Source organism: Cupriavidus sp. 05N40, from assembly GCF_056397305.1.
On the sequence record NZ_JBFTND010000006.1, the window covers coordinates 21,869 to 47,466 of the forward strand.

Annotated in this window: 17 protein-coding genes; 12 read left to right on the forward strand and 5 right to left on the reverse strand. The window is 66.6% G+C overall.

From position 1 onward, the window contains the following. Positions 1–207 precede the first annotated feature (207 nt). Positions 208–4,254: a phosphoribosylformylglycinamidine synthase gene (purL, locus tag AC1DO7_RS02710; protein ID WP_477115764.1), complete on the forward strand. Its 4,047-nt coding sequence runs from the start codon at positions 208–210 to the stop codon at positions 4,252–4,254. A gap of 67 nt (positions 4,255–4,321) precedes the next feature. Here purL and AC1DO7_RS02715 read toward each other — a convergent pair whose 3' ends face one another. The 4 genes from AC1DO7_RS02715 to AC1DO7_RS02730 all read right to left on the reverse strand — a co-directional run bounded on the left by AC1DO7_RS02715 (position 4,322) and on the right by AC1DO7_RS02730 (position 7,054). Beyond that, on the reverse strand, positions 4,322–4,564 hold the full coding sequence (locus AC1DO7_RS02715; RefSeq protein ID WP_441615789.1) for a hypothetical protein: 243 nt from the start codon (positions 4,562–4,564) through the stop codon (positions 4,322–4,324). Between the two features lie 329 nt (positions 4,565–4,893). Then, positions 4,894–5,745, reverse strand: a complete 852-nt coding sequence (locus AC1DO7_RS02720; RefSeq protein WP_441615788.1) for a molybdopterin-dependent oxidoreductase — start codon at positions 5,743–5,745, stop codon at positions 4,894–4,896. Further along, the gene (locus AC1DO7_RS02725; protein ID WP_441615786.1) at positions 5,742–6,389 is read right to left on the reverse strand and encodes a cytochrome b/b6 domain-containing protein; all 648 of its coding nucleotides are present in this window, start codon (positions 6,387–6,389) and stop codon (positions 5,742–5,744) included. The genes AC1DO7_RS02720 and AC1DO7_RS02725 overlap by 4 nt, the downstream gene beginning before the upstream one ends. 11 nt (positions 6,390–6,400) lie before the next feature. Beyond that, entirely contained in the window at positions 6,401–7,054 is a 654-nt protein-coding gene (locus AC1DO7_RS02730) for a hypothetical protein (RefSeq protein ID WP_477115765.1), read from the reverse strand. 146 nt (positions 7,055–7,200) lie between these two features. Here AC1DO7_RS02730 and AC1DO7_RS02735 point away from each other — a divergent pair, with 146 nt between their 5' ends. The 11 genes from AC1DO7_RS02735 to AC1DO7_RS02785 all read left to right on the forward strand — a co-directional run bounded on the left by AC1DO7_RS02735 (position 7,201) and on the right by AC1DO7_RS02785 (position 24,762). Continuing rightward, positions 7,201–7,872, forward strand: a complete 672-nt coding sequence (locus AC1DO7_RS02735; RefSeq protein WP_441615782.1) for a heavy metal response regulator transcription factor — start codon at positions 7,201–7,203, stop codon at positions 7,870–7,872. Next, positions 7,869–9,296: a heavy metal sensor histidine kinase gene (locus AC1DO7_RS02740; RefSeq protein WP_477115766.1), complete on the forward strand. Its 1,428-nt coding sequence runs from the start codon at positions 7,869–7,871 to the stop codon at positions 9,294–9,296. Before AC1DO7_RS02735 ends, AC1DO7_RS02740 begins: the two co-directional genes overlap by 4 nt. A gap of 575 nt (positions 9,297–9,871) precedes the next feature. Continuing rightward, on the forward strand, positions 9,872–10,663 hold the full coding sequence (locus AC1DO7_RS02745) for an ABC transporter permease (protein ID WP_441615778.1): 792 nt from the start codon (positions 9,872–9,874) through the stop codon (positions 10,661–10,663). After that, positions 10,660–11,322, forward strand: a complete 663-nt coding sequence (locus AC1DO7_RS02750) for an ABC transporter ATP-binding protein (RefSeq protein ID WP_441615776.1) — start codon at positions 10,660–10,662, stop codon at positions 11,320–11,322. Before AC1DO7_RS02745 ends, AC1DO7_RS02750 begins: the two co-directional genes overlap by 4 nt. Then, complete coding sequence (locus AC1DO7_RS02755) at positions 11,319–12,422, forward strand: KpsE/RkpR family capsule polysaccharide export protein (RefSeq protein ID WP_441615774.1); 1,104 nt, start codon at positions 11,319–11,321, stop codon at positions 12,420–12,422. Before AC1DO7_RS02750 ends, AC1DO7_RS02755 begins: the two co-directional genes overlap by 4 nt. Positions 12,423–12,424: 2 nt before the next feature. Next, complete coding sequence (locus AC1DO7_RS02760; protein WP_441615772.1) at positions 12,425–14,146, forward strand: SLBB domain-containing protein; 1,722 nt, start codon at positions 12,425–12,427, stop codon at positions 14,144–14,146. An 8-nt stretch (positions 14,147–14,154) separates the two neighbouring features. Then, the gene (locus tag AC1DO7_RS02765; RefSeq protein ID WP_441615770.1) at positions 14,155–15,189 is read left to right on the forward strand and encodes a galactosyltransferase-related protein; all 1,035 of its coding nucleotides are present in this window, start codon (positions 14,155–14,157) and stop codon (positions 15,187–15,189) included. 95 nt (positions 15,190–15,284) lie between these two features. Then, positions 15,285–17,351 (forward strand): capsular polysaccharide biosynthesis protein, encoded by a 2,067-nt coding sequence (locus AC1DO7_RS02770; RefSeq protein ID WP_441615768.1) that lies wholly within the window; start codon positions 15,285–15,287, stop codon positions 17,349–17,351. Further along, positions 17,329–18,747 carry a capsule biosynthesis protein gene (locus AC1DO7_RS02775; RefSeq protein ID WP_477115767.1) on the forward strand — a complete coding sequence of 473 codons (1,419 nt, stop codon included), beginning with the start codon at positions 17,329–17,331 and terminating at the stop codon, positions 18,745–18,747. The genes AC1DO7_RS02770 and AC1DO7_RS02775 overlap by 23 nt, the downstream gene beginning before the upstream one ends. A gap of 186 nt (positions 18,748–18,933) precedes the next feature. Then, positions 18,934–23,370 carry a CDP-glycerol glycerophosphotransferase family protein gene (locus AC1DO7_RS02780; protein WP_477115771.1) on the forward strand — a complete coding sequence of 1,479 codons (4,437 nt, stop codon included), beginning with the start codon at positions 18,934–18,936 and terminating at the stop codon, positions 23,368–23,370. A gap of 156 nt (positions 23,371–23,526) precedes the next feature. Next, entirely contained in the window at positions 23,527–24,762 is a 1,236-nt protein-coding gene (locus tag AC1DO7_RS02785) for a hypothetical protein (RefSeq protein ID WP_477115768.1), read from the forward strand. Between the two features lie 44 nt (positions 24,763–24,806). On the opposite strand, the gene AC1DO7_RS02790 is transcribed toward AC1DO7_RS02785, so the two are convergent. Continuing rightward, on the reverse strand, positions 24,807–25,463 hold the full coding sequence (locus AC1DO7_RS02790; protein ID WP_441615761.1) for an acyltransferase: 657 nt from the start codon (positions 25,461–25,463) through the stop codon (positions 24,807–24,809). Between the last annotated feature and the right edge of the window lie 135 nt (positions 25,464–25,598).

Below are 25,598 nucleotides of genomic sequence, written 5' to 3' on the forward strand. Positions count from 1 at the left end.
CGGGCCGTGAGTGGTCCCGGCGCCGCTTCGCGCCCAGATCAACCGGGTAGCCGGGTAGCCGGGTAGCCGGGGCGTCGCCGGCTCTGCTGCAACGCGGGAAAGGTCCGCCGACAAGGTATAATGCCGGTTTCCCGCCAGCACGGCGCCCCAACCAGCGGCGCCGGCCGGTAGCAGCCCCTACCTCCTGCCCTCCCGACCGCTCAGACCATGGCGCATTTCTCGTGCTTCCCCGGCGCATTGGCCCTTTCTGCCTTCCGCCAGCAACGCCTGCTCACCGCCCTCAAGCAGATCGACGCCGACATCGAGTCGGTTCACGGCCAGTTCCTGCACTTCGTCGATTCCGATGTGCCGCTGTCGCAGGACGACAGTGCCCGCATCGGCGCGCTGCTGACCTACGGCGCGCCGTTCGAGCCACAGGCCGAAGGCGACCGCTTCGTGGTGATCCCGCGCTTCGGCACGATCTCGCCGTGGGCCAGCAAGGCGACCGATATCGCGCATAACTGCGGCTTCGCCAGCGTGCACCGCATCGAGCGCGGCATCGAGATCACCGTGATCTGCAAGAAGGGCCTGCTGCGCGGGCGCAAGACGCTGGACGCCGGCACGCGCGCCGCCGTGGCCGCCCATCTGTTCGACCGCATGACCGAGGCCGTGGTGGCCGCGCGCGAAGACGCGGCCGGCCTGTTCCAGGAACTGCCGGCCAAGCCGCTGCGCTTCATCGACATCTCGGGTGGCCGCGCCGCGCTGGCGCAGGCCAATACCGAGATGGGCCTGGCGCTGTCGGAAGACGAGATCGACTACCTGGTGGACGCCTACGCCCGGCTGGGCCGCAACCCGACCGACGTCGAGCTGATGATGTTCGCGCAGGCCAACAGCGAGCACTGCCGCCACAAGATCTTCAACGCCACCTGGACCATCGACGGCGTGCAGCAGGACAAGTCCCTGTTCGCCATGATCCGCAATACGCACCAGCTCAACCCGCAAGGGTCGATCGTGGCGTACTCCGACAATTCGGCGGTGATGGAAGGCGGCGTGGCGGAGCGCTGGTTCCCGCGCGGCAGCGAGCAGAAGTACGGCCGCCACGAGGCGCTCACGCACACGCTGATGAAGGTGGAGACCCACAACCACCCGACCGCCATCTCGCCGTTCCCCGGCGCCTCCACCGGTGCCGGCGGCGAGATCCGCGACGAGGGCGCCACGGGCCGTGGCGGCAAGCCCAAGGCTGGCCTGACCGGCTTCACGGTCTCCAACCTGATGCTGCCGGATGCCGTCGAAAGCTGGGAAAACGCGCGCGATGCCGCCCAGCCGGTGGCACACCGCAATCCCGACGACAAGCCCGCGGTCACCGGCAAGCCGGACCGCATCGCCTCGCCGCTGCAGATCATGACCGAAGGCCCGCTCGGCGGCGCCGCCTTCAACAACGAATTCGGCCGTGCCAACCTGGGTGGCTACTTCCGCGTCTACGAGCAGAACGTGGGCGGTACCGTGCGCGGCTATCACAAGCCGATCATGATCGCCGGCGGCATCGGCGCGATCGATGCCAGCCATACCCACAAGAACCCGCTGCCCGCCGGCACCCTGCTGATCCAGCTGGGCGGCCCGGGCATGCGCATCGGCATGGGCGGCAGCGCCGCCAGCTCGATGGCCACCGGCACCAACACCGCCGACCTGGACTTCGATTCGGTCCAGCGCGGCAACCCGGAAATGGAGCGGCGCGCGCAGGAAGTCATCAACGCCTGCTGGCAGCTCGGCGACGACAACCCCATCCTGTCGATCCACGACGTCGGCGCGGGCGGTATCTCCAATGCCTTCCCCGAACTGGTGGACGGCGCCGGCCGCGGCGCGCGCTTCGACCTGCGCCAGGTGCACCTGGAAGAGTCCGGCCTGAGCCCGGCCGAGATCTGGTGCAATGAATCGCAGGAGCGCTACGTGCTGGCCATCGCGCCGGATTCCTTCCCGCTGTTCCAGGCCATGTGCCAGCGCGAGCGCTCGCCGTTCGCGGTGGTCGGCGTGGCCACCGAAGAGAAACAGCTGCAGCTGGTGGACGCGCACGTCGACGCCTCGCTCAAGGAACACTACGCGGTCGACATGCCGATGGAAGTGCTGCTCGGCAAGCCGCCGCGCATGCACCGCGACGTCCGTCACGTGGAGCAGGCGCTGCCGCCGGTGGACGTGACCGGCATCGCGCTGGAGCAAGCCGTGCGCGACGTGCTGCGCCACCCCACCGTGGCCAGCAAGTCCTTCCTGATCTCCATCGGCGACCGCACCGTGGGCGGCATGAACGCGCGCGACCAGATGGTCGGTCCCTGGCAGGTGCCGGTGGCCGACGTGGCCGTGACCACGCTCGACTACAAGGGCCGCGCCGGCGAAGCCATGACCATGGGCGAGCGCACCCCGCTGGCCGTGATCAACGCCCCGGCCTCGGGCCGCATGGCCATCGGCGAGGCGCTGACCAACCTGGCCGCCGCGCCTGTCATGGACCTGGGCAAGGTCAAGCTGTCCGCCAACTGGATGGCCGCGTGCGGCGTGGACGGCGAGGACGCCAAGCTCTACGACACCGTGCACGCGGTGGGCATGGAACTGTGCCCGGCGCTCGGCATCAGCATCCCGGTGGGCAAGGATTCGCTGTCCATGCGCACCAAGTGGGAAGAGAACGGCATCGCCAGGGAAGTGGTGGCGCCGGTCTCGCTGATCATCTCGGCCTTCGCCGCGGTGGACGACACCGACCGCACCCTGACGCCGCAACTGCGCACCGATGCCGGCGACAGCGTGCTGATCGCCATCGACCTGGGCCGCGGCAAGAACCGCCTGGGCGGCAGCATCCTGGCGCAGGTCACGCAGCAGGTGGGCGACGCCGCGCCGGACGTGGACAGTGCCGAAGACCTGAAGAACTTCTTCAACGTCATCCAGCGCCTGAACCGCGAAGGCAGGCTGCTGGCCTACCATGACCGCTCCGACGGCGGCTTCCTGGCGGCGCTGGCGGAAATGGCCTTTGCCGGCCACTGCGGCCTGTCGCTCAACGTCGACATGCTGGCGCTGGACCCGCAGCAGGAGCAGGACTACGGCGACGCCAAGAACTGGGCCCAGCAGATCGGCGAGCGCCGCAACGACCAGACCCTGCGCGCGCTGTTCTCGGAAGAACTCGGCGCGGTGATCCAGGTGCGCCTGGAAGAGCGCGACGCCGTGTTCGGCGTGCTGCGCGAAGCCGGCCTGTCCGCCTGCAGCCACGTGGTGGGCAAGCCCAACACGACCGACCAGATCGAGATCTACCGCGACGCCAAGAAGGTGTTTGGCGCCGCCCGCGGCGAGCTGCAGCGCAACTGGAGCGAAGTCAGCTGGCGCATCGCGCGCCTGCGCGACAACCCCGCCTGCGCCGACAGCGAATACGACCGCCTGCTCGACGCCGCCGACCCCGGCATCTCGCCGGTGCTGACGTTCGACCCGGCCGAGGACATCGCCGCGCCGTTCGTGGCCACCGGCGCCCGTCCGCGTGTGGCCATCCTGCGCGAGCAGGGCGTCAACTCGCAGATCGAGATGGCCTACAGCATGGACCGCGCGGGCTTCGACGCGCACGACGTCCACATGAGCGACCTGATCGCCGGGCGCGCCAGCCTGGCCGATTTCAGCGGCTTCRTTGCCTGCGGCGGCTTCAGCTACGGCGACGTGCTGGGCGCCGGCGAAGGCTGGGCCAAGACCATCCTGTTCAACGCGCAGATGGCCGAGCAGTTCGCCGCCTTCTTCAACCGCCAGGACACCTTCGCGCTGGGCGTGTGCAATGGCTGCCAGATGATGAGCAACCTCGCCCCGATCATCCCGGGCGCGGGCGCGTGGCCGAAGTTCACGCGCAACCAGTCCGAGCAGTACGAAGCACGCTTTGTCACCGTGGAGGTGCAGTCCTCGCCGTCGATCTTCTTCGCCGGCATGGAAGGCAGCCGCATCCCCATCGTGGTGGCGCATGGCGAGGGCTTTGCCGACTTCTCCCAGCAGGGCGACCAGAAGCAGGCCCAGGTGGCGCTGCGCTTCGTGGACAACCACGGCGCGCCCACCCAGACCTACCCGCTCAACCCGAACGGGTCGCCCGAAGGCATTACCTCGGTGACCACCGTGGACGGCCGCTTCACCGTGCTGATGCCGCACCCGGAACGCGTGTTCCGCACGGCCACGATGAGCTGGGCGCCGGATGCGTGGAAGCAGATCCCCGATGGCGGCAGCCCCTGGATGCGCATGTTCAGGAATGCCCGCAAGTGGGTGGGGTGATCCGCTCGCGCGTCGACGACATGCAAAACGGGCCCTTCGGGGCCCGTTTTTCATTCCCGGCGGCCAATCATCCGGCCAGCGTGCTCCACGCCTGGTAGACGTAGTAGAGCGGTCGTTGCGGATCGGAGCGTTGCGCCGCGTCGGGTGCGGCGCCGCGTAGCTGCATGGTGACCAGCACCATGCGCGCGGCCTTCACGGGGGAGTAGCGGTCGCGTAGCGGAAGCATGGGCAGCACGGCCCGCCACTCGGGCGGCAGGCCGTCGTGGCTGAAGGTGCCGAGCGCACAGTAGCCCCAACCTTCGGAAGTCATATGCCAGAGTTGCCGGGATGCGCTGCCTGATGCCATGGTCTCCCTCGTCTGTTGCGGGGCCCGCGGCGGGAGGTGATGTGCGGGTGTGAGCCATGCGCGGCCGTGCGCGCATCGAGCGGCGGCGGCCGGGCGGATGCTCTCGATCTTACGCACGAGTGACCGCGCTGGGAATCCTTGCTGGCCCCGGACGGCGTGTCTTTGGTGATAAATGTGTGCGTAGCGCCATATTTGGCGGCGGGCGCGTGGCTGTCTGGCGCGGGGAACCGCCTGTGCGTCACCTGCCGCTAGTCACTTTTTCAGGTCCGGGCCAGGTCCTGGGCCAGGCTCTCTCAGATCCCGCTGAACCAGTTGTAGCCCTGGTCTTCCCAGTAGCCGCCGGGATTCTCGTTGGTCACGAACAGCGCGGCGATATGCTTGGGGTTCTTGAAACCGAGCTTGGTCGGCACGCGCAGCTTGAGCGGATAGCCGTACCTGGCAGGCAACGGTTCGCTGCCGAAATCCAGCGCCAGCATGGTCTGCGGGTGCAGTGCGGTTTCCATGTCGAGGCTGGAGTAATAGCGGTCCGCGCACTTGAAGCCGACATAGCGCGCGGTGGTGTCCGCGCCGATACGCTGCAAGAAGGTCCGCAACGGCACGCCGCGCCATTCACCGACGGCGCTCCAGCCTTCGATGCAGATATGGCGGGTGATCTGGCCAGCCTGCGGCAGCGCGCGCAATTGCGCCAGGCTCCAGCTGCGCTTGTCGGCGACCAGGCCGGAGACTTCCAGCTGGTAGTCGTTGCCGTCTACCTCGGGTACGTCGAACTCCTGGTAGAAGGCGTTGAAGGGGAAGGGCTGCGTGATCTGGCTGCGCGCATAGGTGGGCGCCAGCCGGTCGCGGCTGAACAGCCAGGCCTGCACGCGGTCGTTCCAGCGCGACATGGACCATAGCACCTTGTCCACGGTGTCGCCGTCCTGCAGCGTGCAGCCGGCCAGCATGGATACGGCACCGAGCGAAAGCGATGAGCGCAGGAACATGCGCCGCTGCAGCCGCGGCTTGAAATCCGCCGCGCTGATGCGCTCCCGCGAGGGCGTGGCGATGGCGGCGCCTGCCGCGCGCGGTTCGCCTGCGGAGCGCGCGGTGGCGGGGATATCCTGGGTAACGGGACGCGCGATCCGCGTCTTTCCGGACGGCTCGCTCATGCTTCGGCTTCTCCATGATGACCGCGCCCCGCGCGGCCCGTGAACATCGGCAACAGGGTCGACGGTACCGCGATGACGAGCACCAGGTGCACCACGACAAAGGCGACGATCCCGGCCATGGCGCCGAAGTGCACATAGCGGGCCGTATCGAAGCCRCCGAACAGGTTCGCCAGCCAGTACAGCTGCACGGGCTTCCAGATCGCCAGGCCGGAGGCCACCACCAGCGCGCCGAGCAGGAGCACCGCCACGTACATCAGCCTTTGCACCGCGTTGTACACGCCGGGCCGGTGCGGCAGGCGCAGGCGCAGCGCAAGGCCCGCGTCGCGCAGCGCGGCGCGCGCGCTCAGGGGCAGGAAATGCCGGCGGAAGTGCCGCGTGGCGAAGCCATGGCCGAGGTAGAGCAGGGCATTGGCGCACAGCAGCCACATCGCGGCGAAATGCCAGGCGATGGAGCCGCCCAGCCACCCCCCCACCGTCGCCCACGCAGGAAAGCGGAAGGCGAACAAGGGCGACGCGTTGTAGATGGCCCAGCCGCTCATCACCATGCACGTCATGGCGAAGGCGTTGATCCAGTGCGCGGCGCGCACGGCCAGCGGGTGGACGATGGCACGCCGCGCGGCGCGGGCGGGGGTTGGCTTGTGCATGGCCGGTGACCTTACATCGGCGGCACGACGCCGTTCTTGCCGGCCGAGATGAAGCGCGCGGTCAGCGCGCCGTCCGGTGCCTTGGCGGCGAACAGCACGACATGCGTGCCCGGCACCAGCAGCGAGCGGTCGCCGGGTTCGAGATTGACGATAGGCACGTCGACCGGGATCACGATGCGCTTTTCGCCTTCGGGATACTTCACGGTAATGGTGCGGCCGTTGCTGACCACCACGCTGCCGACCGTGCCGTTGGTCATGCTGCTGTTCTTGCCCAGGTCCCATGCGCGATGGCCTTCGCCGCTGCCGCGCATGCTGGGCGGGAACACGTGTACTTCGAGCGCTTTGAGCGAACCGTCGGCCTGTGGCACCGCGGCCGAGCCGATATAGCTGCCGGCCTTGATCTCGTCGATCTTGGCGAGGGTCACGCCGCGCACCGCGGTGTCCTTGCCCAGGCCGATGTCGAGCTCCTGGCCCGAGCGGGTGCGCACCTTCAGCGTGTCGCCGGCAAAGGCCGTCACGGTGCCGCGCACGCCGGTGGGCGCGCTGGCCGGGGCGGCGGCCGGGGCCGCTTGGGCCAGCGCCGCGGGGGCGCCTGCAATCGCGGCGCCGGCCAGCATGGCGGCGGCCAGTACGGTACGCRTCAACTTGCTCGAAACGATCTTCATTCTGGCACTCCGTGCAGTGAAAGGTGCGGGCCAGATTAGGGCTCGAAAGCGGTCGTCCGAGTGACCGTTTGATGACAAAAATGTCATCAGCGGCGGGCTCGCGGTGGCTAGAATGGCAGCACACCAGCCGAACCGATTTGCGCATCATGAGCATCCTCGTCATCGAAGACGATCCCAAGACCGGCGACTACCTCAGGAAAGGGCTGCGCGAAAGTGGCTATGCCGTGGACCTCGCGCGCACTGGCACCGACGGGCTGCACATGGCGCTGGAGCACGCCTACGACCTRATCGTGCTCGACGTGATGCTGCCCGGCATCGATGGCTGGGAGATCATGCGCACCTTGCGCGCGCGGCGCGACCTGCCGGTGATCTTTCTGACCGCGCGCGATCATGTCAATGACCGCATCCACGGCCTCGAGCTCGGCGCGGACGACTATCTCGTCAAGCCGTTTTCGTTCATCGAGCTGGTGCTGCGCATCCGCACGCTGCTTCGGCGCGGCGTGGTGCGCGAAGCCGAGCTGTTCGAGTTCGCCGACCTCAAGCTCGATGTCATGCGCCGCAAGGTCACCCGCCAGGGCGTCGAGATCGCGCTGACCAACAAGGAGTTCCTGYTGCTGCACCTGCTGGTCAAGCGCCAGGGCGAGGCGCTGTCGCGCACGCTGATCGCCTCGGAAGTCTGGGACATGAACTTCGACAGCGACACCAACGTCGTCGATGTGGCGATCAAGCGGCTGCGCGCCAAGGTGGACCAGCCCTTCGAGAAGAAGCTGATCCATACCGTGCGCAGCATCGGCTACACCTTCGGCGACAGCGCATGAACGCCCGGCCCAGGCGGGCGCCGTCGCTCACGGCGCGCACCACGCTGTCGTTCGCGCTGATCGCCTGCGTAGTGATCGGCGCGCTGGGCGCCTATTTCTACCAGTCCGTCAAGACCTCGATGGAAGCGCGCGCCGATCTCCAGCTGATCGGGCGTGTCACGCATTTCCGCCGGCTGGCCAGCAACGTCTATACGGTCTCGGAACTCAAGGACCGTCCGCTGCTGTTCGAGACCATGCTCGGCGCCGAGCGCGACGTGCTGATCTTCCGCAAGCCGGGCGAGCCGCCGTTCATCCACGTCAACCCGGATGGGCTCGAAGTGCCGGCGGAACTGGGCCCGCTGATGCCGGGCGACGGCGTCGGCCTCACGCCGGACAGCATCCTGCGCACGCGGCTGGCCAACGGCGTGCCGATCCACTGGGCGGCGGCGCGCGCGCGTTCGAACGAAGACGGCAGCGTGGTCGAGGTGATCGCCGCGCATCCGCTGGGCAATGAAGTGCAGATGCTCGCCGCCTACCGCGACCGCGTGCTGCTGGGCACGCTGGTGGGCATGCTGGCGGCCACGGCGCTGGCCGTCGTTGCCATCCGGCGCGGGCTGCGGCCGGTGGGCAGCATTGCCGCGCGGGCCGCCGAGATCGGCCCCGCCAGCTTCACCGTTCGTCTCGACGAGCACGGCGCGCCGGCGGAACTGCACGGCCTGGTGCGGGCATTCAACGCGATGCTGGACCGGCTGGGTGAAGGCTACGAACGCCTCTCCCAGTTTTCCGCCGACCTCGCGCACGAGATCCGCACGCCGGTGGGCGCGCTGATCGGGCAGACGCAGGTCACGCTGAGCAAGGCGCGCCGGCCCGAGGAATACCAGGAACTGCTCGAATCCAACCTGGAAGAACTGAGCCGCCTCGGCAATATCGCCGAGAACATCCTGTTCCTCGCGCAGGCGGACCACGCGCGCCTGACCATCGAGCATGCAGCAGTGCCGCTGCAGGCCGAACTCAACAAGATCGCGGAGTACTTCGAAGGCCCGGCCGACGAAAAAGGCATGCGCTTCGAGATCGCGGCGGAGGGCACGCTCTGGGCCAATCCGCTGCTGTGCCGCCGGGCCATCAACAACCTGGTGGTCAACGCCGTGCGGTACGGCACCCCGGGCACCGTCATCCGTCTGAGCGGCGTGCACCAGGCCGGTGGCACCGTCGTTGCCGTGGAGAACCAGGGCGACGACATTCCGCAAGAGCAGTTGCACCGCCTGTTCGACCGCTTCTACCGCGGCGACGTGGCACRCAGCCAGGTGGCCGAATCCAACGGACTCGGACTCGCCATCGTCAAGGCCATCATGACCCTCCACGGCGGCCAGGCCGAAGCGACTTGTCCCGCGCCGGGACGCCTGCGCTTTGCGCTGCATTTCCCGCCCGCTTCGCCCACCGCATAGGCGCTTTCCGCGTTCCCGCGGGCCAGCCGGGCCCTGCGCGCATCTCGCGTTCCTTTCCCGCACCGGTCGTTCGCCAGTCCGCTGCCGACCGGCCCGGGGCGGCCTTGATACGTCCTGAGACGTCCTGATGCGTCCCTGATGCGTCCCTGATGCGTCCTCCCGCGCGCCCCTGACGCATTCCCTGCCGCGCCATCGCCGGGCCGCCACCAGCTCTCGCGCGATCCTGCCTATCAGACCATGCCGTATGGTCTGCGGGAAACTTGCCATATCTCGTTCGGACGTTTCCGCCCCTCAGACGGCCTCCGCGCTTGTACCATTTCTTCGGTCGCCATCGCGTGATTGCCGTGGCGAATTTCCGGAAGATCGCGGTGACGAAGCCGGGCGCCTCTTGCGCCAGGCTGAAGCAACGTTTCGTCTTAGCTACTGAAGTCCACCGGGCGTCCGGCAGCTTGCCGCGCGCCGCAGGCATTTCCCGACGCACCGTCCCCCTGCGCCGAAGGCTAGCGCGCTCCCGCGGCATTCTTCCGGGAAACCTTCCTGGCCGCCATTCGGTCCGGGGTCATTCTTGAGTCGGCATGCCTTCAATTCGTCTTCGTTCCCGGTTTTCCGTCGCCATCTCGGTATGGCACGCGCTGTTCCTGCGCGAGGCCAATGCGCGCCTGGCCACCGGCCGCGCCGCATGGCTGTGGCTGCTGCTCGAGCCCGTCATCCATATCGGCTTCCTGATGCTGCTGTTCGGCGTGGTGCGTCACGTGCTGATTCCGGGTATCGCGGCCAGCCTGTTCATCATGATCGGCATCCTGGGGTTCTTCCTCGTGCGCAACGTGGCCAGTCGGGGCGCCGAGGCCGTCAAGGCCAATGCCGCGTTGTTCGCGTATCGGCAGGTAAGGCCGGTCGATACGGTGCTGGTGCGTACCGCGCTCGAAGGCCTGCTCTACGGACTGGTGTTCGCCGTGCTGCTGGCGGCGTGCAGCCTGGCCGGGGTGGACGCGCTGCCGCGCGATCCGCTGCAAGTGCTGCTGGCCGCCGCGCTGCTGTGGCTGCTGGGCGCCGGGCTGGCATTGAGCCTGTCGGTGCTCGGCACGCTGGTGCCGGAGTTCGGCCGCATCGTCGGCCTGTTCTTCGCGCCGCTGTATTTCGTTTCGGCGGTGATGTACCCGGTCGCCAGCGTGCCGCGTCCGGTGCGCGACTGGCTGTTGCTGAACCCCATCCTGCACGGGCTCGAAGCCATGCGCGGCGGCTTTTTCTCGGCTTATCGGGGGCAGGACTTCGCCAGCCTGTCCTATCTCGCGGCCTGGTCCCTGTGCTCGGTCCTGTGTGGGCTTGCGTTGCAGCGCCGCTTCGCAGCGCGGCTGGTGGCGCAATGATCAGGATATCCGGCTTGCACAAGCGCTATCGCGGCGCGGCGGCGGACGCCTGGGTCCTGCACGATGTATCGCTGGAAATTGCCAGGTCCAGCCGCGTCGCGCTGATCGGCAGGAATGGCGCGGGCAAGTCCACGCTGCTGCGCCTGATCGGCGGGACCGACACGCCCAGCCGCGGCGAGATCGACCGGCGCTGCCGGGTGTCGTGGTCGCTCGGGCTTTCCGGTGGCTTCCAGGGATCGCTGAGCGGGCGGCAGAACGCCAAGTTCGTCTGCCGCATCCATGGCGGGCGGGCAGGCCTGGCAGACAAGCTTGCCTTCGTGCGGGACTTTGCCGAGCTGGGCGCGGCATTCGATGCGCCGGTCAAGACCTACTCCTCGGGAATGCGTTCGCGGCTGGCTTTCGCGCTGTCGATCGCGTTCGAGTTCGACGTGTACCTGGTGGACGAGCTGACCGCGGTCGGCGACGCCGCTTTCAACGCCAAGTCCCGCAAGGCCTTCGAAGCGCTCGCGGGCCGCGCGGGCCTGGTGATGGTGTCGCACAGCGAATCGACCTTGCGCGGCTTTTGCGACTCCGCGATCTGGCTGCACGAGGGCCAGGCCTACCGCTTCGACAGCGTGGACGAAGCCATGCGGGCATACAAGAAGAGCATGACAAGGTGAACAAGCTGTTGAGGGAAATCAGGCAGTGCGGCTGGCCGTGGCGCATCGCCATCGCCGCATCCATCCTGGCGATCGTCTACTGGGGCGTGGTTGCCGCCGACCGCTATGTGTCCGAAGCCAAGGTGGTGGTCGAGCGCAGCGATGCGGTAGGCGCCACCACGACCGACTTCTATGCTTCGCTGCTGGGCGCCAATGCGCCGCCGCGCGATCTGCTGCTGCTGCGCGAGTACCTGCTGTCCGTCGACATGCTGAACAAGCTCGATGCGACGCTCGCGCTCAAGGGCCACTACAGCGATCCGCGCCGCGACGCGCTGTCTCGCCTGTGGCCGGCGGATGCGTCGCTCGAACGCTTCCACGATTACTACCTCGGCCGGGTGAGCGTCGAGTATGACGACTACTCGCGCACCCTGGTCGTGCGCGCGCAGGCCTTCACGCCGGCGATGGCGCAGGCAGTGACGCGTGCGCTGGTAGAGGAGGGCGAACGCTTTATCAACGACCTCACGCATCGTGTGGCAGAGGAACAGGTCGTCTATATCGAGCGGCAGGCGCGCACGCAGGGCGAGCGCATGAAGGCCGACCGCCAGGCCCTGCTGGCGTACCAGAACGCCAACGGCATTGTCTCCCCGCGCGGCGACGTGGAGAGCCTGTCCGGCGTGGTGGCGGCCGCGGAGTCCGAGTTGGCGGACCTGCGCGTCAAGCGCGCCGCGCTCAAGGATGTCTATACCCCGCAGTCGCCGGCCATCCAGCAGCTCGACGCGCAGATCGTCGCCGTGCAGGCCCAGATCGGTGCCCAGCGCGCGCGCATGACCTCGTCGAGCGGCAAGGCGCTCAACCGGGTAGCGGAGCAGCAGGAACGCCTGCAGGCGGCGGCCGGGTTCAGCGAGGACCTCTACAAGACCGCGCTGAGCGTGCTGGAGAAAGCGCGCATGGAATCCACGCGCAAGCTCAAGAACGTGGCGGTGGTGCAAAACCCCACCCTGCCCGAATACCCGTTGCAGCCGCGCCGCCTCTACAACATCGTCGTGTTCGTGCTGGGCGCCCTGATGCTGGCCGGCGTGCTCCAGTTGCTCGGCGCCATCATTCGCGATCACCGGGACTAGCCATGCATCGTTTCCTCCTTGTCCTTCTGCTCGCCACGGCCATGCAAGGCGCGCACGCCCAGTCCGGCACGCGCGTCGACACCGGGCCCGGCTTCGCCGCCATGGCCGCGCAGGGCGGCCTGCCGCCGGCGGGCGCCACCGGCATGCCGGTGCAAGCCGCCACGCCCATGGTACCGGCGCATCCCGCGCAAGCCATGCCCGACAGCGCGCCGCAGAACGCCGACTACGGTGCCAACCTCGCCAGCGACGCCTTCGGCGCGCAGCTCTTCACCGGCGCCTTCAGCCGCGAGAGCGCAGCGGTCTTCAACCCCAGCCACGTCATCTCCGTGGGCGACCGCATCCAGCTGCGCATGTGGAACGGCTACAACCTCGACACCGTGCTCGCGGTGGATGCCGGCGGCAACATCCTGCTGCCCGAGATCGGCCCGTTCCGCGTGCAGGGCATCACCAACGCCAACCTGCAGGCCGCCGTCACCGCGGCGCTGCGCCGCGTGTTCGCCGGCCGCGTTTCCATCTACGCCAGCCTGCTGGCCGCGCAGCCGGTGCGCGTCTACGTCACCGGCGCCGTCTATCGACCCGGCATGTACGACGGCACGTCCAGCGACAGCGTGCTGCGCTACCTCGACCAGGCCGGCGGCATCGACCCCGAGCGGGGCTCCTTCCTGGACGTCGCCATCAAGCGCGGCACGCAGACCCTCGCCGTCGTCAATCTCTACGACTTCCTTCTCAAGGGCGAACTCGCCACCCGCCAGCTCAACAATGGCGACGTGATCTTCGTCCAGCCGCGCAAGCGCACCGTCAAGGTCGGCGGCCTGGCCGAGAACGCCAAGCGCTTCGAATTCCAGGGCGAGCAGGCCCGGCTCGACCAGATCGCCCGCCTGGCCAAGCCGCTGCCGCAGGCCACCAACGTGCGCGTGGTGCGCAACACCGGCACCATCCGCAATGTCGAATACTTCCCGATCTCCCAGGACCAGGAAATCATCCTGCACGACGGCGACGAAATCGAATTCACCGCCGACAAGCGCCCCGGCACCATCACCGTGCGCGTGGAAGGCGAGCACGCCGGCCCGCAGGAATTCGTGCTGCCCTACGGCAGCCGCATGGGCGAGCTGCTCAGCCAGGTCGCCTTCACGCCGCAGTCCGACGCCGACAGCATCCAGCTCTACCGACTCAGCGTCAAAGCCCGCCAGAAAGTGCTGCTCGGCACCGCGCTGCGCAGCCTTGAGTCCAGCGTGCTCACCGCCCGCTCCGGCACCGCCGACGAAGCCCAGTTGCGCAAGGAAGAAGCCGCGCTCGTGCTGCAATGGGTGGAACGCGCCCGCAAGATCGAACCCACCGGCCAGACCCTGATCGCCAAGTCCGGCACGCGTGACCAGCTGCTGCTGGAGAACGGCGACATCCTGCGCGTGCCGGTCAGGGACGGCCTCGTCATCGTCAACGGCGAAGTCCTGTTCCCCAACGCCGTCGCCTTCGATTCCGGCATGAGCGTGGCCGACTATATCGAGCAGGCAGGCGGCTACTCGCAGAACGCCGACAGCGCCCGCGTGATCGTCGCCCACCGGGACGGCAGCTTTACGGAAAGCAAGTGGGGCACGCAGGTGCGCTCCGGCGACGAGATCCTGGTGCTGCCGAGGGTGGACATGAAGACGCGGCAGTTTGCCAAGGATGTGTTCCAGATTCTTTATCAGTTGGCGATTTCGGCCAAGGTGGTGTTGGGGTTGTGATGGAGGTCATGCAAAAGCATCAGAGCGCCGATTCCTTGCTCTCCGCGGTGATACCGGTGGATCTGCTACGCCGGCCCGCGAGCTTGAAGGGCAGGGTGCTGGACCTGGCCCGGCATCCGGGCATGGCAAAGCTGAGGATGGTGGTCGCGCATAACGATCGTGGCAGTCGCCACGACCGGACGCTGGTCCGGAAGCTGGCGGCGTTTCCTCATGTCACGTTGGTATCGCGCGCCTTCCACGATGGCGCTGTCAATAGCGGCCTGCTGCGCAACCGTGCCGCCGAGCACGTCGATTCGGCCACGATGTTGCTGCTCGACGCCGATCTGTATCCGCTTCCCGACCTGTTCCTCGATAGCGCCCGCCTCGTCGCATCGGGGGCCGAGAAGCTGGTGGTGTTGCCGTGCCTGTACCTGACGAAATGGGCGAGCAGCCGGCTGCAAGCCGGCAGAGAGACGCCCGGCACGATCCTGGACGGCTATCTGTCGTTCCGTCGGCGGTATTTCCAGCACATGGCCAATCCGTCGTCGGTGGTAGTGCTGCGTACCAGGGACTACCGGGACCTGGGTGGCTTCGACGAGGCCTTCCACGGGCATGGCTACGAGGATTTCGATTTCATGCTGCGCCTGGCGATGCGCCACGAGCTGATTCCGCGCACGGAGGATCTGCTGAAGAACAAGAGCTTTCGTGCGCCGCTGCTGGCAGAGGGCTTTCGCAAATACCTTGGCAGGCTGAGCCTGCCGCGCCTGCTGGACAGGCAGGTGGTGTTTCACCTCTACCACGACAAGCCGCGCGGCGACGCCTACTACCACGCCCGCGCCGAGAATGCCGAACGGCTGCTGGGCAAGCTGAGGGCGTGGGTGGGCGGCGGCAATGTCACCGACACGGCGGCGGGCCATTTCCTGATCGAGGAGTTCTTTGCATGCTGCGGCGAGCGAGGTCTCGCGGCACAGGATTTTTTTGTGTTGTTCGACACTCGCCCTGGGCATGTGGACCGGCTCGGCGGCTGGATGGACCGGGCCAGGTACCTGCTGGGATTTCACTGATGGATGTCGAGCTGCGCCGCCGACAGCGTGGACGCGCCGATGGGAGAGGAACGATGGGCGGAACTGGCGGATGGGAAGGCAGGGCTGGAGAGAGCGTGGGCATCGTTTCGCCCGGGATTCTCATGATTCCCCACCTGGCGGCTTTTCTCGGCAAGCCATGCCGTGCCGTGCTGCGCCGGCGCCACGAAACCGGCGCGCTCGCCGCGGTAGCGGGCTGGGGCAGGCGGCCCAGCGCGCAGCGGGCGGTGCGGCTGGCGCGGGAACTGGAGCTGCCATACCTGGCGCTGGAGGATGGCTTCCTGCGTTCGGTCGCGCCGGGCAGCCGGGAGGCGCCCTTGTCGCTGGTGGTGGACGAGGCCGGCATTTACTACGACGCTCGCCAGCCGTCGCAACTCGAACTGTTGATCCGCGACACCGCGCCAGACCAGCCGGCGCTGGCCGAGGCGCAGCGCGGCCTTGCCCTGGTGGTGCGCCACCGGCTTTCCAAGTACAACCATGCGCCGGTGTTCTCCCTGCCACCGCGCAGCGTGTCGCGGCGCGTGCTGGTGGTGGACCAGACGCATGGCGACATGTCCGTGTTGCTGGGCGGCGCGGATGCCGAGACGTTTGCGGCCATGCTGCGGGCGGCGCTCGACGACGACCCGGGGGCAGAGGTTTGGGTCAAGACCCATCCGGAGGTCGTCTCCGGGCACAAGGCAGGCTATCTCGCACAAGGCAGCAGCGAGAATTCGCGGATACGCTGGCTGGCGCGGGATTGTTGTCCGCTCTCCTTGATCGAGCAGTTCGACCGCGTCTATGTCGTTACATCGCATATGGGCTTCGAGGCCCTGATGCTCGGAAAATCCGTCGTCTGCTTCGGCAAGCCGTGGTACGCGGGCTGGGGACTCACGGACGACCGGCACCCGGAGGGCGCCGCATTGCGCGCGCGGCGCGCGGGCCGCGACGGACAGCGTCCGCTCGCGCATTTGTTCCTGGCGGCCTACCTGCGCTACGCGCGTTATGCCCATCCTGTCAGCGGCCGCCCCGCCACGCTGTTCGACGCCATCGAATGGCTGGCGCGCAACAAGGCTGCGAACGAGCAGTGCCGGGGCACGTTCTATTGCGTCGGCATGAGCGCGTGGAAGCGCGCCATGGTCCGGCGCTTCCTGGATACGCCGTCGAGCCGGCTGAAGTTTGCCCGGGATCTTGCAGAAGATCAGATTGCGCGTTTGCCGGCCGGCGCGCGGCTTGTGGTGTGGGGCAGCCGCAATCCCGCACTGCGGGCATATGCGGCCGCGGCGGCCATTCCCGTATTGCGCGTGGAGGATGGTTTCGTCCGTTCCGCCGGGCTCGGCTCCGACCTGCACGGCCCGCTATCGCTGGCGCTGGACGGGCCGGGCATCCATTACGACCCGCGGGAGCCGTGCCTGCTCGAAACCATGCTGGCCACGGTCGCGCTCGGCGAGGCCGAGTGGCTGCGGGCGATGCGCTTGCGTGAAAGCCTGGTGCGCCAAGGTATCAGCAAGTACAACGTGGGCGGGGGCTTCTCCCTGACCCCGCAGAGCGCCGGACGCAAGGTGCTGCTCGTGGCCGGGCAGGTGGAAGGCGACGCATCGCTGCTGGACGGATCGCCGGCGATCCAGCGCAATCGAGATCTGCTGGCCACGGTGCGCGCGGAAAACCCGCAGGCGTGGATTGTCTACAAGCCGCATCCCGATGTGGTGGCCGGGAATCGCCCGGGCCGCATCGATGCCGATGAACTGCACGCGCTGGCCGATCAGACCGCCGCGCAGGCAAGCATCAATGCCTGCATCCAGGCAGCGGACGCCGTGCATGTCATGACATCGCTGGCCGGATTCGAAGCCCTGCTGCATGGCAAGGAGGTGCATTGCCATGGGCAGCCGTTCTATGCAGGCTGGGGCTTGACGGTGGACAGGCTGGCGATATCCCGGCGGTCTCGCCGCCTGTCGGTGGAGCATCTGGTCTATGTCGCGCTGTGCTGCTATCCGCGTTATCGCCTGCCCGGCATCGACGGCTTCTGCGCGGCCGAGGACGTGGTCGCACACCTGGCGGAGCGCTCGCGGGGCCCGCGGGCGATCGGCAGCCACTGGCTTTGGCGGCAGTGCCGCAAGGCACGTGAACTGGCGAAGACATTCAGGTTTGCCTATCGCGGTGGATGGTAGCCGGTGCGGGATTCCGGTGGCAGCAAGTATGGGGAGTAAAGCTATGTATGCATCTCGGTCAGGGAGAGAATATTCAGGCGGTGCGCAGGCGCAGCCCGCCCGGGCTGCCTTCCAGCGGCTGGCGCAGTATCGTCGCATCCTGCTGCTGCAGGGACCGAACGGGCCGTTCTTCGCGCGCTTGCGGGATCAACTCGCCGCTGCGGGCTGCGAAGTCTGGAAAGTCAATTTCAACGGTGGCGACGACCTCTTTTACCGCGGCCGCAACGTCCTTCGCTTCCGCGGGGCCATGGCGTCGCTGGCAGGTTTCCTGCAAGCCACGCTGCGGGAAAAGCGCATCGATGCCGTCATAGCGTTCGGTGACTGCCGGCGTCCGCACCGCATCGCCGCGCGCGCTGCCGCGCAGGCAGGCATTGCCTTCTGGGTGTTCGAAGAAGGCTATATCCGGCCGGACCACATCACGCTCGAAGCCGGTGGCGTCAACGCGCGCTCGGGGCTGGCGCCGATGCGGGCGCAGCAGATGCCGGCCGTGCGGATGCCCGCTGCGGGACGCCACTTCCGCCATGCCTTCGCCTGGATGGCCTGGTACTCGTTCTGGTATTTCGCCGCCGGCGTGGTCGCCTCCGCGAATTATCCGCATTACCGCCATCACAAGCCGTTTGGCATCAGGGAACTGGCTTGCTGGATAAGGGCCGGATACCGCAAGCATGCGTACCGGTGGCTTGAGCGGCCTCAGGTGCGACACCTGTTTTCGGGCGAACCGGAGCCATTCTTCGTCGTGGCACTGCAGGTCTACAACGACAGCCAGATCCGCGCCGCCAGTCCGTGGCGGCGCGTAGGCGATTTTATCGAGTGGACGATGTTCTCGTTCGCCAGGCATGCGCCGCGGGACAGCGTGCTCGTCTTCAAGCATCACCCGATGGATCGTGGCCATACGGACTATGCGGGCACGATCCGCAGTTGCGCGCGCCGCTTTGGCGTGGAAGGGCGGGTGCGCTATGTCCATGATGCGCACTTGCCGACGTTGCTGCAGCGTTGCCGGKGACTGGTGACGATCAACTCGACCACTGGTTTGCAGGCGCTTTTCCACGGTGTGCCGGTGATCGCGCTGGGGCGCTGCTTCTATGCAAAAGAGGGCGTGACCTTCCAGGGCGCGCTGGACCAGTTCTGGTCGGCGTCCAGGCAGGTCGACGTGGCCGCCTGCCAGCGGCTGCGCGGATACGTGGCCTATGCCTCGCAGATCAATTCCTCGTTCTACGCGGACACGACGCTGGATGAATACGCGGTGCCCGCCGCCCGGACGAGACGGCTCGGCGCGCAGTTGGGGTGCCTGGCCAGCCTGCTGATACTGGATCTGCTGAGCGGGCCGGCAAGGGAGATCCTGCCCGGCATCGGATAGCCGCGCGGCCCGGCACGGGAATTTGGAAACGGGACGGGGAGCCGAGCGAGGCTCGGCATCGGCGGGGAAGCCAGAAAGACTTGAGTAAGAGAAATGATCAATAGGAAACTGAGGAAGTTGCGGCGGGACCCGAGGTTGTTTTTCGTCGACATGTATCTGAAGCGGGCGCGCGGCATGCGCAAGTACATGCGGGACCTCGGGCTCGTGCAGCCGAGGCGCCAGCCCGGGCACGACCGGTACACCGTTGTGTCGGCGGTCTACAACGTGGGCAAGTACCTGGACGAGTATTTCGCCAGCCTGGTCAATCAGGAACTCGACTTCATCCGCCATATCGATGTGGTCGTGGTGGACGACGGCTCGACCGACGACTCCGCCACGAGCATCGAAAGATGGCGCAGGCGGTATCCGGGCAACATCCGCTACATCCACAAGGAAAACGGCGGCCAGGCTTCGGCCCGCAACCTTGGGCTTCAGCATGTCCGGACGGACTGGGTGACGTTTCTCGATCCGGATGATTTCGTCGATTCTCGCTTCTTTCTCGAAGCCGATGATTTTCTGCACCGCCATCGCAACAGCCGCGTGAAGATGGTCGCGTGCAACCTGGTTTTCTATCACGAGAGCGGGAAGCAATACAGCGACACGCATCCGCTGCGCTACCGCTTCGCCGCAGGCGAGCAGATACTGGACCACCATGACCTGAAGAAGAATTTCCAGTTGTCGGCAAGCTCGTCGATCTTTTCGGTACAGGACATCAGGAAAGCCGGGTTGGYGTTCGACGAGTCCGTCAGGCCGAACTTCGAGGACGGCCTCTTTATCGGGCTGTTCCTCGCCAGCTTGCGACAAGGAACGGTGGGATTCCTGCCGAAAGCGATCTACTACTATCGCAAGCGCGAGGACGGCARCTCCACGCTGGATTCCTCGTGGACCCATCCCGGCCGCTACGGAGCCGTGCTCCAGAACGGCTATCTCAAGTTGCTGGAAACCTGCATGCGGGAACTGGGCCATGTTCCGGTCCATGTGCAGAGGACGATCGTCTACGACATGGTCTGGTATGTCCGCCAGATAGTCGATCGACCCGACGTCGTCGGGTTCCTCTCGCCCGAGCAGAAATCGCGCTTCGAGGAACTGGTCCGCGCAGTATTTCGCCATATCGACAGAAAGACCATCCAGGATTTCGAGCTGGCCGGCTGCTGGTTCTATCACAAGGTGGGCATGCTTGCGTGCTTCAAGGGCTTGCCGCCGCAGCAACAGATCGCCTATGTCGAATCGTTCGATGCCCCCAAGAGGCAGGTCCAGATCCGTTACTTCTGCCATGCGCAGGATGTCGAGATCGTCACGCTGGACGGCGTGGAGCGGATTCCGGCCTTCGCCAAGTCCGTCGGGCACGACTTCGTGAACAGCAGTTTCGTTTGCGAGCGGCGGTTGTGGATCCACCTGCCTCGGGATACGGGTACGCTCAGGCTGCATGTGGGCGACCAGCAGGCGCGCATCAACCTGGCTGGTGCGCAGCACCGCGACGGCGTGCCGGCAAGCGCCATCGTTGAGCATTTCGCGGCGGCTGCGGCGAAGCCGGATAGCGGCAACGCCTATGCCGGGGCCTGGCTGGTGATGGACCGGGACATTCAGGCCGATGACAATGCCGAGCATTTCTACCGTTATCTGTTGCACGCGCGCCCGGAGCGCGAAGCCTATTTCGTGTTGCGCAAGGACTCGCACGACTGGCGGCGCCTGCAGCAGGACGGGTTCCGGCTCCTGGCCTTCGGCAGCGAGGAACACAAGCGGGCGCTGCGCACTTGCGCCAAGCTGATCAGTTCCCACGCGGATGTCTACGTCACCGACTACCTCGGGCCGAAGACGCTGGACGGCAAGCATTTCGTCTTTCTCCAGCACGGTGTCATCAAGGACGACCTGTCGGGCTGGCTGAACCGCAAGCGCAGGATCGACTGCTTCGTCACCACGAGCCGCTTCGAGTACGAGTCCATCGCCGGGGATGGCTCTCGCTATAAGTACGGACGCAAGGAAGTGGTGCTGACCGGGCTGCCGCGCCATGACAAGCTGTTGTCCTGCGCGCGCGAGGACAAGATGATCTTGATCATGCCGACCTGGCGCAAAAGCGTCGTGGGCCAGTCCACCGTGGCCGGCAGCGCGCGTGGCCTCAATCACGATTTTTCCGAGACACGCTTTGCCAGGGCATGGGGCGGCCTGCTGCGCAGCGAGGCGCTGCGCCGGCTCAGCGAGCAGTATGGCTACGCCGTGGTGTTTTTCCCGCATGCCAATATCCAGCCGTACATGGCGCAATTCCACATACCCGCCTTCGTCAAGGTGATCGGGCATGCGGCCGCCGGCATCCAGCCATTGCTTGGTGCGGCGTCGCTCATGATCACCGACTATTCCTCGGTCGCGTTCGACATGGCGGTACAGGGCAAGCCCACCATCTACTACCAGTTCGACGAGGATGAGATATTTTCCGGCCTGCATACCTATGCGCCGGGCTACTTCGACTATCGGCGCGACGGCTTCGGCCCGGTGGCCGTCAGCGAGGCGGCGCTGCTTGAGGCACTGGGACGGATGCTGGCCAGCGGATGCCGGCCGGATCCGGAGGTCAGCGCCCGGATCGACGCGACCTTTCCGTTTCGGGACGGCCGCAACTGCGAGCGGACTTATCAGGCGGTGGTGGCGCTGGACCAGCCCTATGACGAAGCGCAGGCCGATCCGCACACGTTGCGGGGCTATGCCGCGCAGGCCAGCGCAGGCAGGCGATGGCGGTTGGCCGAGCAACGCTGGTCGGCGTTGCTACAGCACGACTGCGGCAGCATGCGCGCCGCCGCACGGCTAGCGCTGGCGCAGGCGCTCAGGGAGCAAGGCAAGCTGGGCCGGGCACGAGCGGTTATCGAGGCCGATTCCGCCGGCGATGCCATCCATTCAGCGCCCGGGCGGCGCGAGCGGGCGGAACTGCTTACCGCCGAACACGACTGGGCGTCCGCCGCGCAGGCGTGGCAGGCATTGGTCGCAGACGATGCATCGGCACTGGCCGGATTGTTGATCTGCCATGTGCCGCAACGCCGGGGGCATGAGGCGGCCCGGCTTCTGTCTTCCCCGGCCTATGGCCAGCTTTCTGCACACATGCAATTGCTGTGCCGCGCGTTGGCCCACGCGGCGGGCGGTGACTGGCGGCAGGCGGCCGAGGCCCTGCGATCGGCAATGCCGGCATTCTCGCTCACGGAACTCCGGCGCTACAAACCCCATCTGGTGCTTGCGCAGGCCTACCGGCACGAGAAGAACTTCGACCGCGCGCATCAGCAATTGGTCGCCTACGAAAAGCATACCGCGAGCGATCCGGCCTGCCGCTGCGAGATCGCCCGCCTGGCCAGCGTGCGGGGCAACTGGGAGAAAGCTGCCCGTCAGATCGCCCTGGCTTTCCCCGACATTGCTGACATGCCGCTCAGCCTTGCCGTGCGCTACGTCCAGGCATTGCGCAAGAGCAGCAAGATCAATTCCGCGCGTGAAGCAGTGGCGCTCTTGCTGCCGCGGCGCCGCGACAGTGCCGCACTGCGTGTCGAACATGCCGAGGTGGCCATGGCGGCGCAGCGTTGGGACGAGGCGGTCGAGGCCTGGCAAGCGGTGCAGTCGGACGTGGAAGACGTTGCCTGCAGGCTGGCGCAGGCGTACGAGGCCGGCGGGAAGCCGGAGCAGGCATGGAAGGCGCTGGCCGCGCCGCAGGCCACGCGAGCTCGGACGCTGGACGAATGGCGGCTGGTGGCACGGCTGGCTCCGCCCGGTGGCGAGCGCTGGGCGTGCCTGATGGGGGAGCCAGGGATCGCAGAGAGCTTGCCGCTGGCGTTCCGGATTGGCAACCAGGCTGGTGTGCTTGCGCAGCAACAGCGCTGGCCCGCGCTCATAGCGTGCTTGCGCAATGAGATCGACGGGCTTGCCGATGCAGAGATCAAATCGTTCGGCTTGCGTGGGCTGCTGGCGCGGGCTTACCGCAACATGGGGGATCCGGACGCGGCACAGGCACAGCTGCTGGCGGGCGAGAGACAGTCCCCGGGCGACGCCGTGTGCCAGCTGGAAAGCGCGATGCTGGCATTCGACCGCAAGTCATGGTCGAAGGCCGTCGCGGGATTCGAACAAGCGTTCCCGGACGCGGCRGTAATGCCGGAAGCCGTTGCCTGTGCCTATCTGCGGGCGCTGCGTTATCAGAATCAGTTCGACAAGGCGCGGGCGGTGCTGTCGATTCTGCTGGCGCACTATCCCGATAGCGCGGCGATGCAGATGGAGGACGGCGAACTCGCTCTCGCCCGCCGTGACTGGGAGCGTGCGGTCGCGGTCTGGAAGTCGCTGCTCGACGGGCCCGAGGTGGCACCGTACCGGCTGGCGCGGGCATACCGCATGACCGGTCGCGTGGAGGACGCCATGAAGGTTCTGCGCCGGCGCGGAGTGCGGGGACCGAATTGCGCGCAGGAGTGGCTGCTGCGCGCGGAAGTCGCTCAGCTTACGAGGAACTGGAGCGAAGCGGCCGCAAGCTGGTCTGCCTTGCTCAGGTTTCACGCCGACGAGGCACCCGCGCACAGCTGGGACCAGCTCAACGCCTCCAACCTGTTGAGCGCGATGAAACGGGCGTGAAGGCGACATGGCGCAAGTCCGGGGCGGGAAGCGTCCGGCAGCCGGGAGGCGCTGCCGCGGGATGACTCGATCCGGCAGCGGCCGCCAGAGCGTGCGAGCCGGGATGGCGGCGTAGTGGAATTGTGGGAGGAACTGGAAACTTTGCGAGGACAGGACATGAAAGAGCAGAAGCGCATGGTGGACGGCATCGAGGTCACCTTCAGGCGCAAGCGCCGCAAGTACGATGCCAGGCATCTCATCGTGGTGTTTTCCGGCTTCGGGCTTGGCGAGTTCACCTATGATTTCGAGCACGCGTTGCAGGACTGTCCGGCCGACGTATTGTGGATCAAGGACCAGTTTGACGGCCATTGTGCGTACTACGTGTGCAAGGACATGGATTTCAGCATCGAGGCGGCGGTATTCGCGCTGATCGACGCCGTGCTCGACGAGCTTGGGCTCACGAAGAACCAGTGCACGCTGGCGGGATTTTCCAAGGGAGGCTCAGCCGCTCTGTACTTCGGCATGAAGCACGGGTTCGACAACATTGTTGCCACCGTGCCGCAGTTTCGGATCGGGTCGTATATCGCGCGCAACTGGCCCGTCGTGGCCGCCCATATGATGGGGGAGGCGGATGAGGAGAAGGTCCGGGTGCTGGATCGCCTGCTGCCCGAGGCGCTCGCCGGCGCCGCCTGCGACAACAAGAACGTCTACCTGCTGACCTCGCCGTCCGACCCGCAGTTCGCCGCGGAAATCGTGCCGAACCTGGGCGGCTTTGTCAGATGCTCGAACTTCAACCTGCTGGTCTCGCGTTCGCGCCTGGTGCGCGAGCACAACCAGGTCACCCAGCATAATGTCCCGCTGCTGCTCGGCATCTTCTACAGCCTGGCGGYGGGCGCCGTACCGCGCTTTGGTTATACGGAGATGATCGGAGACGATGCCGGGCCACCGACGTATCCGGAGGTGACGCCGATCGCCGCGCTGCGGCGCGTCCGCATCGAGGGCGGCAGGTTATTTCCCGAAGGTGTCGCCGTGCTGCGTGGCCTTAGCTGTGGCGAGTACCAGGACATATCTTCTTTTCTGATACTCCACGGCGGCCCTGGCGACATCGAGATTCCGCTTGCCAAGGCCAATCGGCCGGGCTTGACACGCGAACTCTATGATGGCGGCTTCGTCAACTACGACAAGGGCTGGTTCTGCACCTACCAGCACAAGGGCGTGGACTTGGCGGAGGTGCCTGCGGGCGAATACAGGGTGTCGCTGCGGATCCATTGCCAGGGCGTGACGCGAACCAGCGCGATGATGTCGGCTGCGCAGGTCGATGTGCAAGGACCCGCCGGTACGCATTTGCTGCGCCTGTTCACGAGCGGGGGCCTGGTTCATTTGGTGAAGACCCCGCTGGCCGGCACGCCGTAAGAAGGACAACGGCGCCCGCCTCAATCGTCCTTGGTGCGATGCCACTATGGAGATTTGTCGACGGCATGCACATTCGGCTTGTAGTACGGCTTGCTTAGGGTCAGGTGGGGTCGCTCCCAGGCGCAGTTGCGGCGAATGACCTTGGCGGGGATACCCGCCGCCACGCAGTTGTTCGGGATCGTGCCCTTGACCACGCTACCCAGCCCGATGACGCTTCCGTCTCCGATCTGCGCGCCGCCCAGAACCACGGAGCGCGCGCCCAGCCACACATGGTCGCCTATGTGGATGGGGCGCGGGAGGTTGATACGCTCGCCGCTATCGACATCGAAGATGGGGTGCGCGTCGTCGGCCCGGATCTCGATGCCGGAGGCGAGCATGCAGTCATTGCCAATGGCAACGGTTGCATACTCGGCGGTCGAGATATAGCAGTCCGAAGTACACGTGACGTGGTCGCCTATGGCGACCTTGCTGTAGTGTCCGACGCGGATTGTTCCTTTGAATGCGTTGTTGCCTATTTCGCAGTACCCATGATCGCAGTCAAACATGATCGTCAGACCCGGCAGCAGGGCGTCAGGTTTGACGACCAGCGTATTGTGCTGTCCCCTGAACAGGACCTTGACGCCGCGATCCAAGGTCTTCTCGTAGCGTACTGTGTTGCCGGCGTCGTCCTGGTAGTTCTCAAGTCTGGTAAGTGTTCGCATCGGGAGATCTGGCTTGGTGTCCTCTGGTCTCCCGATTAGATGCTGGATGCCCCGGGCAGATGGTCGGAAAATTTTGATTCGCCGCCTGGATCGTTCCGAAAATTGCCTGCGCGCCGTAGCCGGCCATCGCCAGCA

Coding starts and splice junctions, on each gene's coding strand:
- AC1DO7_RS02715 (WP_441615789.1), bottom strand. CDS start 4,564: ATGACTTCCGAAGGTTGGGGCTACTGTGCGCTCGGCACCTTCAGCCAC.
- AC1DO7_RS02760 (WP_441615772.1), top strand. CDS start 12,425: ATGCATCGTTTCCTCCTTGTCCTTCTGCTCGCCACGGCCATGCAAGGC.
- AC1DO7_RS02745 (WP_441615778.1), top strand. CDS start 9,872: ATGCCTTCAATTCGTCTTCGTTCCCGGTTTTCCGTCGCCATCTCGGTA.
- AC1DO7_RS02790 (WP_441615761.1), bottom strand. CDS start 25,463: ATGCGAACACTTACCAGACTTGAGAACTACCAGGACGACGCCGGCAAC.
- AC1DO7_RS02720 (WP_441615788.1), bottom strand. CDS start 5,745: ATGAGCGAGCCGTCCGGAAAGACGCGGATCGCGCGTCCCGTTACCCAG.
- AC1DO7_RS02765 (WP_441615770.1), top strand. CDS start 14,155: ATGCAAAAGCATCAGAGCGCCGATTCCTTGCTCTCCGCGGTGATACCG.
- AC1DO7_RS02750 (WP_441615776.1), top strand. CDS start 10,660: ATGATCAGGATATCCGGCTTGCACAAGCGCTATCGCGGCGCGGCGGCG.